We start from the raw sequence: 14,495 nt of genomic DNA, 5'->3' as shown, positions 1-14,495 counted from the left end.
CAATTAGGCATTTAGCTTATAAATGAAAACGGAAAAAGAGGATAAATAATGAAAGAAACAAAAGAAGCATTAATACTATTTAGTAGAATTCCGATAGCAGGTCATACAAAAACGAGATTGATGCCTTTTTTATCGGGAGAAGAATGTGCTGAATTACACTCAGCATTTTTAAAAGATATATTCAATACATTTAAAAATACAGGAAGAGATATATTTATATTTCACACACCAGATGATTTAGATAATTATATAGAAAAGCACTTTGAAGGATATGCTGAAAAAGATATACAGAGCGGCGAAGATTTAGGTGCTAAGATGTTTAATGCTATAAACTATGTATTATCAAAAGGATATGAAAGTTGCATACTGACTGGAGCAGATATTCCAGAGATTACTATATCTAGCTTAGAAAAGGGATTTGAAATTTTAAAAGAAAAAGATATAGTTCTAGCTCCAACAGCAGATGACGGATACTATATGGTAGGCATGAAAAAGGCTACGGATGCAATATTTAATAATCAGCATTATGGAAGCGGTAAGGTCATTGAAAATACAATATTAGCTGCAGAAAAATCTGGGCTTACAGTAGGACTTTCAGACTTATATGTTGATATAGATACAAAAGAGGATTTAAAACTTTTATATGAGAGAATAGAAAGTGATGAATATGAGTGTCCTAATACTAAAAAATATATAGATGAAGTAATTAAGGAAAGGCTAGATGAATTATGTTAGATAAAAATATAGTAGACAGTTATATAAATAGAAAAGAATTTAAAGAATTTTTTGGAGTAAGTGAAGATTATAAGCTTGAATCTGAGTTATTAGGACGGGGCGAATATAATATAAACTATTTATTTAGTTTAGAAGATGGTACTAAAAGAGTAATAAGATTTAACACAAAGAGCCAGATGGATTTAGAAAATCAGATAGGATATGAATATAATGCACTTAAGATACTTGAAAAATCAGGAAGAACACCTCATGTATACTATTTAGATGACAGTAAAAGTAAATTGGACTATGGTGTACTCGTTATGGAGTACTTACCGGGAAAGCCATTAGTATATGAAAAAGATTTAAAAAAGGCAGCTCATATATTAGCCGATATACATTCTGTAGAAGTGCCAAGTGAAAATACTTTTGTAGTTCCCCAAAATCCATTATATGCAATGCTTGATGAGTGTAAGAATATGGCATCTGTATATATAAATTCAGAGTTAGGCAATGAGAAAACAAAAGAAACTATAAAAAGATTAATCGCAAATGCAGAAAAATCTCTTGAAGGAGAATATGAATGTAGAGAGTATAGAATAATAAATACAGAATTAAACTCTGGTAATTTCTTAATAAATGGAGATGAAAAAGAAGGGTTTAAAAATTATCTTATAGATTGGGAAAAACCTATACTTGGAGAGATAGAGCAGGATTTAGGACATTTCCTAGCTCCAACTACGACATTTTGGAAAACAGATACAATTCTTACAAGAGAAGAAATAGATGAATTTGTGAAAGAATATAAAAAAGCTATAGCTGCTAGAATAGATACATCAAAAGTTGAAGAAAAATTGGATATATATCTAAAAATGACGTGTTTAAGAGGTACAACTTGGTGCTCTATGGCATGGGTTGAATATCAAGAACCAGATAGAGCAATAAAAAATGAATTTACTTATAATAAGATAAAAGCATATCTTGAGGATGAGTTCCTAGAGAATATAGAAAAAACATATTTTAGATAATATAAAATGTCTAAAATAATATAAAATATTAAAAAAATAAAAGATGAATAAAATAAAAATATAGATTAGTAAAAAAATAAGTGAGTATTTGAAAGGAGTAGATTTATTGATACAGGTAAATAAAAGAATAAAACAGGCTTCAATAGTTGTACTACTTTTATTATGTGTATTTATATATAAAAAATATTTAAGTGGAATATCTGTTGAAGACCTTAGAACATATATAGAAGGATGGGGAGTATTTGCACCGATTGCGTATATTTTAGCATTTACAATACTTCCAATAGCATTTTTCCCAGTTCCGATACTTGCTGTTGCAGCAGGAGTTGTATTTGGAATGTTTAAAGGTACAATTTATACATTAATAGGTGCTTGGATGAACAGTGCAGTAATGTTTATTATGGCAAAAGTATTGGCTAGAGAGATGATACTAAACTTTTTAAAGAACAAATTATCTCCTAGTATGTGGCAGGCATTTATAGAGGCAGATGGTAAAAAATCTTTCTTTATAATATTTGTACTTAGACTAATTCCAGCAGTTCCGTACAATGTAATAAACTACGGTGCAGGTCTGAGTGGGATGAGTTTTAAAAGCTATATAATAGCTACTATTGTGGGAATATTCCCAGGAACACTAGTGTTTATAAATATAGGAGATAAAGCATTAGATATGAGTAATCCTAATTTTATGATTGCAATAGTACTTTTAGTGATATTAACAGTAGTTTCTTTATTATTAGCTAAAAAAATAATGCCTGCAAAGAACGATGAAAAGAAAAAAATAGAGTAAATATTAATTGAATATAGAGCAAAGATTAAAAATAAGGAATTAAATGAAATGGATGTAAAAAAAGACTATATTTCTATCATAGTTCCGATATACAATGAAGAAAAAAATATCGAAAATTTGATAGATAATTTAGAAAGGCTAAATGGAAATTTTGAGGTTATCTTTTCTGAGGGTGGATGTAAAGATAAGACTTGTCAGATTATTGAAGAGAGAATAAAAGATAAGTCTAATTATAAGCTAATAAAATCTGAAAAAGGTAGAGCAAATCAGATGAATAATGGGGCAAAGGCATCTATAGGAGATACGCTATTTTTCTTACACTGTGATAGTAAAATAGAATCTGATATTTTAGAAAAGATAGAAGCAGCAGTAAATAAAGGTATTAAATTTGGATGTGCAAAGTTAAAATTTGACAGTAAGGGAATTCTAATGAAAATATGTGGATTTATGTCTAATTTTAGAGTTAAACATAGAAAAATAGCATTTGGAGACCAGGGAATGTTTATAGATAGAAATGTGTTTTTTGAAAATGGAGGTTACAGAAGTATACCTCTTATGGAAGACTATCAGTTATCTATCGACATGAAAGAAAAATATCCAGTAGAGCAAATAGATTCGTATATAACAACTTCAGGTATAAGATTTGAAAAAAATGGAAAATTAAAGACCATGTACAGGATGCAAATTCTTCAAAAAATGTATCGAGATGGAGAAGATATAGAGAAAATCGCATCTATGTATAAATAAATATAAATATAAATATAAAGATTTTGAGTGATTAAAATAATTAGAAAGAGTATGAGTGATATTTTGAATGATTAAAATAATTAAAAATTGGATGTGAATAATATGGAAATACAGGAAAAACTTCAAAATGAAGTGGCAAATTGTATTGAGTGTGATTTATGTACAAAAAATTGCAGTTTTTTAGAGAAATATGATTTAAATTTAGCAGATTTTTCTAAAAGACCAGATTTAGCATATAACTGCTTTTTATGTGGAGATTGCGAGAGAGTTTGTCCAGAAGATATAGATGGAAGAAAGATAGCAATAATGATGAGAGAAGATTCTGTTGAAAAGAACGGAGATAAAATAGCAGAAGATGGATACTCAATGTTGTTAAAAGAAAAAATAAATTACAAATTTAAAAATTATAAATCAGCAAATAGCAAAGTTGTTCTATTTACAGGATGCAATTTTCCATCATTTTATCCTGGAGCTACAAGTAAAATATCAGAGATTTTAAAAGAATATGGAATAGATACAGTTTACGATTGTTGTGGTAAACCCGTATCTGAGCTAGGTTTAAAAAAAGAGGCTGAAAAAATAATAGAAAATATCAACAATGAATTGAAAAAAAGAGAAGTAGAAGAGGTGGTAATGCTTTGTCCAAATTGCTATTATTTTTTAAGAAATAAAATAGATGCAAAGGTTGTTAGTATTTATAAAAAACTTGATGAGTTAAACCTAGGCAAAAAATTAGACAAAGATATGAAGATATTTATGCCATGTCCGGATAAAGAAGCTAGATTTATATTTAAAGATATAGAAAAATTCTTGCCAGATAATAATGAAGAAGAAAATAAAAAAATAGAAATAATAAAAGCTCAGTGTTGTGGACTTGGAGGATGTGCCTCTGCAAAAGAAAAAGAATTATCTCAAGGATTTACAAGTGATGCAATAGAAAAAGGTGGAGATGACTTTTATGTTTACTGTGCATCGTGTGCTGGTAATTTTAGACGTGGTGGAGCAGAAAATGTATCACATATATTAAACGAAATTCTTGAAATAGATGAGAAGCCAGAAAAGGGATTTAAGAGTCTAACAAATAGAATGAAGTTTAAATTTAAGAGATAAATTTTAGTTGATAAAAATCGTATTTTGAATTTAGAATATACTGATATTTTATACAAAATACTGATTTTATATATAAATAAGAATTGGAGGAATTGAAAAATGGATTGTTATTTTGAAAAAGAAGACTTAATGAAATTTGGTTCAGGTATAATAGGTGAGGATGCTCCAGATTTATGGAATAAATTCATGAGCTACTATGGATCAGTTTTTGAAGATGGAGCATTAACTAAGAGAGAAAAATCTTTAATAGCATTAGCAGTTGCTCATGCTGTAAAATGTCCATACTGTATAGATGCATACACTACTGGATGTTTAGAAAGTGGAGCAAATCAGGAACAGATGACAGAAGCTCTTCATGTTGCAGCGGCTATAAGTGGTGGAGCAACTCTAGCTTTCGGTGTTCAGATGAAAAATAATGCAAATAAATTAGAATTATAAAATAGGGGGGAATTTTATTATGAATAGATTAGAAAATCTTGAATGTATAACACCATTTGCTGAAAAGGTAGAGCATAAAGAATGGTTAAAAACTAATGAAAAATTATCGACTTTACAGGTAAATGTAGGAACTCTATGTAATCTAGCTTGTAAACACTGCCATGTTGAAGCTGGACCAAATGGAAAAGAAATAATGTCAAAAGAGGTAATGGAAGCTTGCCTAGAATTAGTTAAAAATAATCCTTCATTTAATACAATAGATATAACTGGTGGTGCACCAGAAATGAACCCTAACTTTGAATGGTTTATGGAAGAATCAGCAAAATTAGTTGACAGAGTAATAGTTAGAAGTAACATAGTAATACTTCAGGAAGAAGGATACACTCATCTTCCAGAAAAATTTGCTGAAAACAAAATAGAAGTAGTTGCATCTTTACCATACTACTCAGAAAAAGATTGTGATAGACAGAGAGGTAAAGGTGTATTCAAAAAAGTAATATCTGGACTTCAGAGATTAAATGAACTTGGATATGGAAAAGATAAAGACTTAGTATTAAACTTAGTTTACAATCCAGGAGGAGCATTCTTCCCACCATCACAGGAAAGTTTAACAAAACAGTATAAATCAAAATTATTTGCGGACTATGGAATAGTATTTAATTCTGTATTCAATATAATAAACAATCCAATAGGAAGATTCGGTGCATTCCTTGAAAGAAGTGGAAACTTAGTACCATATATGTGTAAGTTAGAGGGAAGCTTCAATGAAAGTGCTGTAGAAAATATGATGTGTAGAGATCAGATATCAGTAGGCTGGGATGGAAAAGTTTATGATTGTGACTTCAATCAGGCTGAAGGACTTGAAATAGAAGGAAATAAAAATATATTCGATTTATGTAAAGATGGAATAGAAGTAAGAAATATAATAACTGGAAAACACTGCTATGCTTGTTGCGCTGGAGAAGGATCAAGCTGTGGTGGATGCACAACTGAATAATAATATAATCTGATAATAAAAAATAATAAAATAGGCTGTTACGATAGATTATTGTAACAGCCATTTTTAAAATTATAATGAAATTTTACGATATTATAAGATTTCTTCTAGTACTTCGATTATGTCTACTACTAACTGTGGACAGAAAGACATCATTTTTCCACTTTCTAATAATACGTTCATATCTTCTGGTACAGATGGATTTAGTCCATCAAGTAAATTTTTACATACACAAGAATTATGTTTTTCTGCGAATTTCTGTTTAAATTCCATTAATTTACCTATGCTCTGATTTTTTACATCAGGGGTATTTGGTTCATAATGACCGTATTTTAAACCTATTACCATTAGTGCAGCTACATAAGCTCCACATGTTTCACCAGCGAACATACCTGCACCAAAGCAAGCAGACATTTTTTTTGCTGTTTTGTCATCAATTCCTAAGTCTTCTGCAAAATAAGAAACTATTACCTGTGAACAGTCAAATCCCTGTCCAAATAATTCTGCAACTTCATTTGTTGTTATCATAAATTATCACCTCATTAAAAGAATATAGAAAAAAAAGCAATGAGTCAATAAAATAAAAAATTATAAATAAAAAGTAATGCAAAATATTTTATTATAGAAAAAAACTATATTAAACTATTATTTGTATAACATATTTTTATAAAAAATATTGGACACTAATATAAATAAAACATACTAAATAAAAATGAAATCAAATAATATATATTATCTTTAGTTAGAAGTGATTGTATGTATTTTTTATACATATGGTATAAAAAAGTATAGTATTAAAAAATAAAGAGAATTAATAAAAATTATTCAAAAAAAATTATTTATTAAATAATATAAAAAAATAAAAATGGAAATTTATAATATACTATTTATAATACATTAAATATGAGTTATAATTATAAATAAGATGAGCTGATATACTGAAAGCTGTAATAAAAAATATATTAATATGTCATAAATATCGTATAAAATATAAATAATGTACGATAAATATGATTAAAATATAATTTTTCTATTTACAGAATGGTACATAAGGTTATATAATATACAATATAAGCGTGCTAGGAAATAAAGTATAGCACAATGGAGGAAGGTGATTAAAATTCAGCTTAATGATAGGCAGTTAAAGATAATAGATATAGTTAAGGAACATGAACCTATAACAAGTGAAAGAATTGCCGCAAGTTTAAATGTCACTCGTGCTACACTTAGATCAGATCTTGCCATATTAACTATGACAGGAATACTTGACGCAAGACCTAAAGTTGGATATTTCTACTCGGGAGTAAATGAAATCAATCTTATAGGAAGTAATATAAAAGAGAGAAAAGTTGAAAGTGTTATGAGTATGCCAGTACTAGTAAAAAAAGATTCTAGCATATACGACACAATTGTAACTATGTTCTTATCAGATGTAGGAAGTATAGTTATAATCGATGATGAAGAAAACCTATGTGGTGTTGTTTCAAGAAAAGACCTACTAAAGGCGACAATAGGCGGTGCAGATATAAATAAGATGCCTATTGGTATGATAATGACTAGAATGCCTAACATAGTAACATTGAATAAAGATGATTCAATAACTACAGCAGCTAAAAAAATAATAGAACATGAAGTTGATTCAGTTCCAGTAGTAGAAAGAGATAAGGAAAATGAATCAAAAATAAGAGTTGTAGGAAGAATATCTAAAACAAATATAACCAAATTATTTTTAGAAATGGTAGATAGTTAGGAGGAATGTCAGTGGATAATAAGTTGATGATATATGCAATATCTGATTCGATTGGAGAAACAGCTAGAAATATGATAAAAGCGGCTATGTCACAGTTCTACGGTCGTGATCCATACGAGATAAAAAGATTTCCTTTTGTAACAGAAAAGGGAATGCTTTTAGATATATTAGAAAATGCTAAAAAAGAAAATGCTATAGTAGTTTACACATTAGTTGAAGATGAAATGTGTGAGATTATAACAGAATTCTCAGAAAGAGAAGGAATCAGCTCAATAGACCTTATGTCAGACATGCTTAAAAAAATAAGTAGTCGTTTAGAGAAAAAACCAAAAAGAGAACCAGGAATAATAAGAAAACTTGATGAATCATACTTCAAGAGAATAGATGCTATCGAGTTTGCAGTTAAATATGATGATGGTAAAGATCCAAGAGGAGTTCTTAAAGCAGATTTAGTTCTTGTTGGTATATCAAGAACATCTAAAACTCCACTTAGCATGTATCTAGCTAACAAGCATATAAAAGTAGCAAATGTTCCTTTAGTTCCAGAAGTTCCGATTCCAAAAGAATTATCTGAAGTAAGCACTAAAAAAATCATAGGACTTACTAATTCACCTGAAAAATTAAACGAAATCAGAACTGAAAGATTAAAAGCGTTAGGACTTTCAAGTAAAGCAAACTACGCTAATTTTGAAAGAATACTAGACGAACTTGATTATTCGGAAAACGTATTCAAAAGACTTGGATGTCCGGTTATAAATGTAGCTAATAAGGCTATAGAAGAAACAGCTGGAATAATCCTAGATATAATGAAAGAAAATGGGTTAAGCATATTCAAAGATGGAGAGATATAGATTAAATCTCTAAAAAGTTATATAGTGTATAAAAATGTTAAACAGTGGTCGTTTAACGGCGACCACTTTAAATAAATATAATATCAAAAGTTTAAGGTTATAAATTTTTAAATTTAATGGGGGTTAAAAAATGGAAACTAAGTATGTTTATAGTTTTAGCGAAGGTAGTAAAGAAATGAAATCTTTACTAGGAGGTAAAGGAGCCAATTTAGCAGAAATGACTAAAATAGGATTACCAGTTCCTCAGGGATTTACAATAACTACAGATGCTTGTAATGATTACTACGATAATGAAAAAACTATAAGAGCAGAAATCGTAGCAGAAATAGAAAAACATCTTGCAGAATTAGAAGAATTACAGGGTAAAAAATTAGGATGCACTAAAAATCCTTTATTAGTATCAGTTCGTTCAGGTGCTGTATTCTCAATGCCAGGTATGATGGATACTATATTAAATCTTGGATTAAATGACAACAGTGTATTAGGATTAGCAGATGCAACTCAGAATGAAAGATTTGCTTATGATAGTTACAGAAGATTCATACAGATGTTCTCAGATGTTGCTATGGAAGTTCCAAAATATAAATTTGAAAATGTATTAGACAGAGTTAAAGAAGAAAAAGGATATAAATTCGATACAGATTTAACTACTGAAGATTTAAAAGGTATAGTTGAAGAATTTAAAGCTATATACAAAAAAGAAGTTAAAACTGACTTCCCACAGGATCCAAAAGAACAGTTAATGCTTGCTATAGAAGCAGTGTTCAGATCTTGGAACAACCCAAGAGCTATAGTATATCGTAAATTAAACGATATATCTCACAAACTTGGTACAGCGGTAAATATACAGTCAATGGTATTCGGTAACATGGGTGAAACAAGTGGTACAGGTGTTGCTTTCACAAGAAACCCAGCTACTGGAGAAAACAAATTATTCGGTGAATACTTAATAAATGCACAGGGTGAAGACGTTGTTGCAGGTATAAGAACTCCACAGGATATATCTACTCTTCAGAATGTAATGCCAGAAATATACGATCAGTTCGTAAAAGTAACTCAGATACTTGAAAACCATTACAAAGATATGCAGGATATAGAATTTACTATAGAAAATGAAAAATTATTCATACTTCAGACTAGAAATGGTAAGAGAACAGCTAAAGCTGCTATAAATGTTGCTGTTGATTTAGTTGAAGCAGGAATAATAGATAAAAAAGAAGCTATAATGAGAGTTGAACCTAACCAGTTAGACCAGTTATTACATCCAACATTTGAAGATAAAGCTTTAAAAGAAGCTACTGTATTAGCTAAAGGTCTTCCAGCATCTCCAGGTGCAGCTTGTGGTAAAGTTTACTTCAATGCTGATGATGTTGTTGCTGCAGTTGAAGGTGGAGAAAAAGTTCTTCTTGTTAGACAGGAAACTTCTCCAGAAGATATAGAAGGTATGGTAAAAGCTGAAGGTATATTAACAGCTAGAGGTGGTATGACATCTCATGCAGCAGTTGTTGCCAGAGGTATGGGTAAATGTTGTGTAGCTGGTTGTGGCGAAATAAAAGTTGACGAAGCAGCTAAAGAAATAAGAGCAGGAGAACTTACTATAAAAGAAGGAGACTTCTTATCAATAGACGGTTCAACTGGTAAAGTATACTTAGGAGAAGTTAAACAGTCTCCAGTAGAAGTTACAGGAAACTTCGAAAAATTAATGAACTGGGTTGATGAAACTAAACAGATGATGGTTAGAACAAATGCAGATAACCCAAGAGATGCTAAAGCAGCAGTAGAATTTGGTGCTGAAGGTATAGGATTATGTAGAACTGAGCACATGTTCTTTGAAGAAGATAGAATACCAGCAGTTAGAGAAATGATACTTTCTAAAGATGTTGAACAGAGAGAAAAAGCTCTAGCAAAAATACTTCCAATGCAGAGACAGGACTTCTTAGAAATATTTGAAGTTATGGAAGGTAAACCGGTTAATATAAGACTTCTTGATCCACCTCTACATGAATTCTTACCACAGGATGATGAAACAATAGCTGAACTTGCAGAAAGTATGGGAATAGATGCAGCAGAAATAAGAAAGAGAATAGTTGACCTTGAAGAATTCAACCCAATGCTAGGACACAGAGGTTGTAGACTTGCTGTTACTTACCCAGAAATATGCGTAATGCAGGCTAGAGCTATAATAGAAGGTGCTATAGAAGCAATAAACAAAGGTGTAGAAGTTCATCCAGAAATAATGGTTCCACTAGTAGGTGAAGTAAACGAATTAAAACTTATAAGAGGAATGATAGAAGAAACAGCTGAAAAAGTTATGGAAGAAAAAGGTGTTAAAGTTGACTACACTGTAGGTACAATGATAGAAATACCAAGAGCTTGCTTAACTGCTGATGAAATAGCAGAAGTTGCAGACTTCTTCAGTTTCGGTACTAACGACCTTACTCAGATGGGATTCGGATATTCAAGAGATGACGCAGGTAAATTCTTAGGTGAATACGTAGATAAAGAAATATTAGAAAAAGATCCATTCCAGGTACTAGACCAGAAAGGTATAGGAAAACTTGTTCAGATGGGTGCTAAATTAGGTAGAAGCGTTAAACCAGAATTAAAACTTGGTATATGTGGTGAACATGGTGGAGAACCATCTTCAGTTGAATTCTGCTACAATACAGGATTAAACTATGTATCTTGCTCTCCATACAGAGTTCCAATAGCAAGACTTGCAGCTGCACAGGCTTCTATAAAAAATCCAAGATACTAAAAAAATCTCGGAATTATACCTTTCTCCAGGCTTCGAACATTTTTCTGATTTAAATGTTAGCTTTTCAAGCTAACAAAATAAGAAAAAATGTTCTGCAGATTGTCGAAATGGTATAACATCCTCGATTTATTACAAGAGTAAATAATGATGAGGCTACTAAGCGATGCTTAGTAGCCTTTTTTAAAGTTATTAGCCTAGGCTAATAACTATTTTTTTATTTGGTATTAAATTTATTAGTGAATAGTGTAATAATTATTTAGATGATTATATTAAAAATAAAAAATACTACCATATTTTAGATGATAGCATTTTAAATATTTGTTTAGTTTTAGTCATCAAAGTAATCGAAGTTATCGTCCTCATCTTCAAAGAAATCTTCATCGTCGTTGAATTCGTCATAGTATTCGTCGTCGAATTCTTCATCATCAAATTCTTCATCGTCGTCTTTTATTCTGTTCCAAGGTGATAATATTGGATTATATGTTTCTTTTGGAGATATTCTTTTGTTTAGCATAGTATATCACTCCTTTGAGTATTTTAATTTACATTTTACTCATTAAATATGTTTTAAGTTTTAATAAGAAATTCTATATTTTTATCAAAGAATCCTCTTTATATAATAAAAATTTTGATTATTTTTATTATTAGATATAAAATGTAATTAGTAATGATTTTATTTAGCTTGAAGGTGATTATATGAATGAAAGAATAAGTAATAAACTTTTTAATGAGATTAATGGATATATAAAAGATAGGTATATAGATCAAAAGATATTATTTAATGATGCTAGTATATGTTCTTTGCCATTAGAGGATAAGTGTTTACAAATTGATGATGATTCAGAAATTTGTGAGATGCCAGATTTTATAAAGCGTAGAAGAAAAATATCTGAGTATGATTTGGAGCAACAGTTAGAGAAGTCTTTTTCTGAGGAGCTCGTTTCTATTATAGAAAAAAGAAGTCTTAAGGCAGCAGATGTTTATAGGAAGGCTAATATTGATAGAAAACATTTTTCAAAGATAAAGAATAATCCAGATTATAGGCCTAGCAAAATAACTGCAATTGCATTTGCCTTAGCTTTTGAATTAGATTTGGATGAAACAGATGATTTTATTGGTAAGGCTGGATATAAGTTAACACATAGTAGCAGATTTGATATTATAATTGAGTATTGTATAGAAAATAAAATATATGATGTATTAGAAGTAAATGATATTTTGTATGATTTTGGAGAAAATTTAATAGGATGTTAGATTTAAAGAATACCTTATTATATTTATGGAATATCTTGTTAGAATTATAATATATAGATTAATTTTTAATTGTCACCTATTGTGCGACCATTTGTATTTTTAAATACTCTATACTGAGAATATAGAGAAAAAAATATAAATGGGAGATGATGGTATGAAAAATTTGACTGAACTAGTATTTATAATTGATAAATCAGGATCTATGAGTGGATTAGAGAGTGATACAATAGGTGGATTTAATTCACTTATAAAGAAGCAGAAAAAAGAAGAAGGAGATGCTCTTATATCTGTTGTATTTTTTAATGATAATCAAGATGTGGTTTTGGATAGAGTTGATATAAATAAAGTTAAAGAACTTACAGAGGAAGAGTATGTTTGTATGAGTTGTACAGCACTTTTGGATGCCGTTGGAGATTCAATAAAACATATAAGAAATATTCACAAATATGCAAGAAAAGAAGATATTCCTGAAAAAACTGTTTTCGTCATTATGACAGATGGACTTGAAAATGCCAGTGAAAAATACAGATATCATGATGTTAAAAGATTGATTGAAAGAGCTAAAGAAGAAAGCAATTGGGAGTTTCTTTTCTTAGGAGCAAATATAGATGCAATAGGTGAGGCTAAAAATCTTGGAATTGAAGAAGATTATGCAGTTGAGTTTTGTTGTGATGAAGAAGGAATAGAATTAAACTATGAGGCAGTTTCTGATGCTGTTAAAATGATGAGATGTTGCGATGAAAAATTAGGCGGTGATTGGAAAAGAAATATTGAAAAAGATTTAAAAGATAGAAAATAAATAATTATAGATTAAAAAGACAACTAGTTAAAAATATTAGTTGTATTTTTGTATGTTTGAAAGAAGAAGTTGAAGGGTATTAAGTATTTGCGAAAAAATTGAAAAATTTGCTCATAATAGTTTCAAAATTTTTAAAAAAATATATATACAAATAAAAAGAATTAGTGATATTATTATACTATATTTATAAACAATGGAGGTTTTGATGATGATAAGAGTTGGAATAGTTGGTTATGGAAACCTTGGAAAAGGTGTAGAATCAGCCGTAAGTAAAACAAAAGATATGGAAATAGTAGGAATATTCTCAAGAAGAGATCCAAGCAGCATACATCCACATGATGCAAATATTCCTGTATATAAAATGGAAGATGCAGTAAATATGAAAGATGATATAGATGTTATGGTATTATGCGGAGGAAGTGCAAAAGATTTACCAGAACAGACTAAAGAATTTGCTAAATACTTCAATGTAGTTGATAGTTTTGATACACATGCAAGAATACCAGAACATTTTGCAGCAGTTGATGCAGAATGTAAAGAATCAAATAAAATAGCAGTTATATCTACTGGATGGGATCCAGGAATGTTCTCATTAAATCGTGTTTACGCTAGTGCAATATTACCAGAAGGAGAAGCATATACATTCTGGGGAAAAGGTGTTAGCCAGGGACACAGTGATGCGGTAAGACGTGTTGAAGGAGTAAAAGATGCTAGACAGTACACAATACCTGTACCAGAAGCATTAGATGCAGTTAGAAGTGGATCTAATCCAACACTAACTACTCGCCAGAAACATACAAGAGAAGTATTTGCTGTAGCAGAAGAAGGTGCAGATTTAGATAAAATCAGAGAAGAAATAGTTACAATGCCTAACTACTTCGATGAATACGATACAACTGTACATTTCATAGATGAAGAAACACTTCAGAGAGAACACGGTGGAATACCTCATGGTGGATTTGTAATATACAGTGGTAAAACTGGATGGGAAAATGAAAACAAACACGTTATAGAATACAGCTTACAGCTTGATTCTAACCCAGAATTCACTTCAAGTGTGTTAGTTGCTTATGCTAGAGCAGCATACCGTATGAATCAGGAAGGTATGAAAGGATGCAAAACTCCATTTGATGTAGCTCCAAGTTATTTACATCCATTATCAAATGAAGAATTAAGAGCAAAAATGTTATAATTATAGAATTTAGAGTGTGTAGTCGGTTTTATGGCTACACACTTTTTTTGAAATATGATAAAATTCG

General features: G+C 30.0%; 15 protein-coding genes. 13 read left to right on the top strand and 2 right to left on the bottom strand.

Annotated features, from left to right (window positions below; genetic code table 11):
• The first annotated feature begins 48 nt into the window (after positions 1-48).
• The 7 genes from ACK2WO_RS10820 to arsS all read left to right on the top strand — a co-directional run bounded on the left by ACK2WO_RS10820 (position 49) and on the right by arsS (position 5,824).
• A complete protein-coding gene (locus tag ACK2WO_RS10820) occupies positions 49-735 on the top strand; it encodes a TIGR04282 family arsenosugar biosynthesis glycosyltransferase (protein WP_414697847.1) in 687 nt (228 codons plus the stop codon).
• Positions 729-1,742 (top strand): phosphotransferase family protein, encoded by a 1,014-nt coding sequence (locus ACK2WO_RS10815; protein ID WP_414697846.1) that lies wholly within the window; start codon positions 729-731, stop codon positions 1,740-1,742. Before ACK2WO_RS10820 ends, ACK2WO_RS10815 begins: the two co-directional genes overlap by 7 nt.
• Before the next feature lie 106 nt (positions 1,743-1,848).
• A complete protein-coding gene (locus tag ACK2WO_RS10810; protein WP_414697845.1) occupies positions 1,849-2,532 on the top strand; it encodes a TVP38/TMEM64 family protein in 684 nt (227 codons plus the stop codon).
• 48 nt (positions 2,533-2,580) lie between these two features.
• A complete protein-coding gene (locus tag ACK2WO_RS10805) occupies positions 2,581-3,279 on the top strand; it encodes a TIGR04283 family arsenosugar biosynthesis glycosyltransferase (protein ID WP_414697844.1) in 699 nt (232 codons plus the stop codon).
• 102 nt (positions 3,280-3,381) lie between these two features.
• Positions 3,382-4,389, top strand: coding sequence for a heterodisulfide reductase-related iron-sulfur binding cluster (locus tag ACK2WO_RS10800; protein ID WP_414697843.1), 1,008 nt, complete (start codon positions 3,382-3,384; stop codon positions 4,387-4,389).
• A 99-nt stretch (positions 4,390-4,488) separates the two neighbouring features.
• Positions 4,489-4,827 carry an arsenosugar biosynthesis-associated peroxidase-like protein gene (locus ACK2WO_RS10795; protein WP_118549811.1) on the top strand — a complete coding sequence of 113 codons (339 nt, stop codon included), beginning with the start codon at positions 4,489-4,491 and terminating at the stop codon, positions 4,825-4,827.
• Between the two features lie 19 nt (positions 4,828-4,846).
• Positions 4,847-5,824 carry an arsenosugar biosynthesis radical SAM (seleno)protein ArsS gene (arsS, locus tag ACK2WO_RS10790; RefSeq protein ID WP_414697842.1) on the top strand — a complete coding sequence of 326 codons (978 nt, stop codon included), beginning with the start codon at positions 4,847-4,849 and terminating at the stop codon, positions 5,822-5,824.
• A 93-nt stretch (positions 5,825-5,917) separates the two neighbouring features.
• On the opposite strand, the gene ACK2WO_RS10785 is transcribed toward arsS, so the two are convergent.
• Complete coding sequence (locus ACK2WO_RS10785) at positions 5,918-6,352, bottom strand: C-GCAxxG-C-C family protein (RefSeq protein ID WP_414697841.1); 435 nt, start codon at positions 6,350-6,352, stop codon at positions 5,918-5,920.
• A 583-nt stretch (positions 6,353-6,935) separates the two neighbouring features.
• Between ACK2WO_RS10785 and ACK2WO_RS10780 the strand changes: the two genes are divergently transcribed.
• The 3 genes from ACK2WO_RS10780 (at position 6,936) to ppdK (ending at position 11,183) form a co-directional block, all read left to right on the top strand.
• A complete protein-coding gene (locus tag ACK2WO_RS10780) occupies positions 6,936-7,574 on the top strand; it encodes a CBS domain-containing protein (protein ID WP_178412233.1) in 639 nt (212 codons plus the stop codon).
• 5 nt (positions 7,575-7,579) lie between these two features.
• Positions 7,580-8,425, top strand: coding sequence for a pyruvate, phosphate dikinase/phosphoenolpyruvate synthase regulator (locus ACK2WO_RS10775; RefSeq protein WP_178412234.1), 846 nt, complete (start codon positions 7,580-7,582; stop codon positions 8,423-8,425).
• A 130-nt stretch (positions 8,426-8,555) separates the two neighbouring features.
• On the top strand, positions 8,556-11,183 hold the full coding sequence (ppdK, locus tag ACK2WO_RS10770) for a pyruvate, phosphate dikinase (RefSeq protein WP_414697840.1): 2,628 nt from the start codon (positions 8,556-8,558) through the stop codon (positions 11,181-11,183).
• 328 nt (positions 11,184-11,511) lie between these two features.
• On the opposite strand, the gene ACK2WO_RS10765 is transcribed toward ppdK, so the two are convergent.
• On the bottom strand, positions 11,512-11,697 hold the full coding sequence (locus ACK2WO_RS10765) for a hypothetical protein (protein WP_414697839.1): 186 nt from the start codon (positions 11,695-11,697) through the stop codon (positions 11,512-11,514).
• Between the two features lie 182 nt (positions 11,698-11,879).
• Here ACK2WO_RS10765 and ACK2WO_RS10760 point away from each other — a divergent pair, with 182 nt between their 5' ends.
• The 3 genes from ACK2WO_RS10760 to ACK2WO_RS10750 all read left to right on the top strand — a co-directional run bounded on the left by ACK2WO_RS10760 (position 11,880) and on the right by ACK2WO_RS10750 (position 14,428).
• A complete protein-coding gene (locus tag ACK2WO_RS10760; RefSeq protein WP_414697838.1) occupies positions 11,880-12,437 on the top strand; it encodes a hypothetical protein in 558 nt (185 codons plus the stop codon).
• Between the two features lie 154 nt (positions 12,438-12,591).
• Positions 12,592-13,236 (top strand): vWA domain-containing protein, encoded by a 645-nt coding sequence (locus tag ACK2WO_RS10755; protein WP_414697837.1) that lies wholly within the window; start codon positions 12,592-12,594, stop codon positions 13,234-13,236.
• Between the two features lie 205 nt (positions 13,237-13,441).
• Positions 13,442-14,428: a diaminopimelate dehydrogenase gene (locus ACK2WO_RS10750; protein WP_414697836.1), complete on the top strand. Its 987-nt coding sequence runs from the start codon at positions 13,442-13,444 to the stop codon at positions 14,426-14,428.
• The last annotated feature ends 67 nt before the right edge of the window (positions 14,429-14,495 follow it).

The organism is Peptacetobacter sp. AB845 (assembly GCF_047528295.1).
Taxonomy (GTDB): Bacteria; Bacillota; Clostridia; order Peptostreptococcales; family Peptostreptococcaceae; genus Peptacetobacter.
Note: the sequence above shows the minus strand (reverse complement) of the source record. Positions and strands in the feature narration are given on the sequence as shown.

Coding starts and splice junctions, on each gene's coding strand:
- ACK2WO_RS10820 (WP_414697847.1), top strand. CDS start 49: ATGAAAGAAACAAAAGAAGCATTAATACTATTTAGTAGAATTCCGATA.
- ACK2WO_RS10815 (WP_414697846.1), top strand. CDS start 729: ATGTTAGATAAAAATATAGTAGACAGTTATATAAATAGAAAAGAATTT.
- ACK2WO_RS10805 (WP_414697844.1), top strand. CDS start 2,581: ATGGATGTAAAAAAAGACTATATTTCTATCATAGTTCCGATATACAAT.
- ACK2WO_RS10800 (WP_414697843.1), top strand. CDS start 3,382: ATGGAAATACAGGAAAAACTTCAAAATGAAGTGGCAAATTGTATTGAG.
- ACK2WO_RS10795 (WP_118549811.1), top strand. CDS start 4,489: ATGGATTGTTATTTTGAAAAAGAAGACTTAATGAAATTTGGTTCAGGT.
- arsS (WP_414697842.1), top strand. CDS start 4,847: ATGAATAGATTAGAAAATCTTGAATGTATAACACCATTTGCTGAAAAG.
- ACK2WO_RS10785 (WP_414697841.1), bottom strand. CDS start 6,352: ATGATAACAACAAATGAAGTTGCAGAATTATTTGGACAGGGATTTGAC.
- ACK2WO_RS10775 (WP_178412234.1), top strand. CDS start 7,580: ATGTCAGTGGATAATAAGTTGATGATATATGCAATATCTGATTCGATT.
- ppdK (WP_414697840.1), top strand. CDS start 8,556: ATGGAAACTAAGTATGTTTATAGTTTTAGCGAAGGTAGTAAAGAAATG.
- ACK2WO_RS10765 (WP_414697839.1), bottom strand. CDS start 11,697: ATGCTAAACAAAAGAATATCTCCAAAAGAAACATATAATCCAATATTA.
- ACK2WO_RS10760 (WP_414697838.1), top strand. CDS start 11,880: ATGAATGAAAGAATAAGTAATAAACTTTTTAATGAGATTAATGGATAT.
- ACK2WO_RS10755 (WP_414697837.1), top strand. CDS start 12,592: ATGAAAAATTTGACTGAACTAGTATTTATAATTGATAAATCAGGATCT.
- ACK2WO_RS10750 (WP_414697836.1), top strand. CDS start 13,442: ATGATGATAAGAGTTGGAATAGTTGGTTATGGAAACCTTGGAAAAGGT.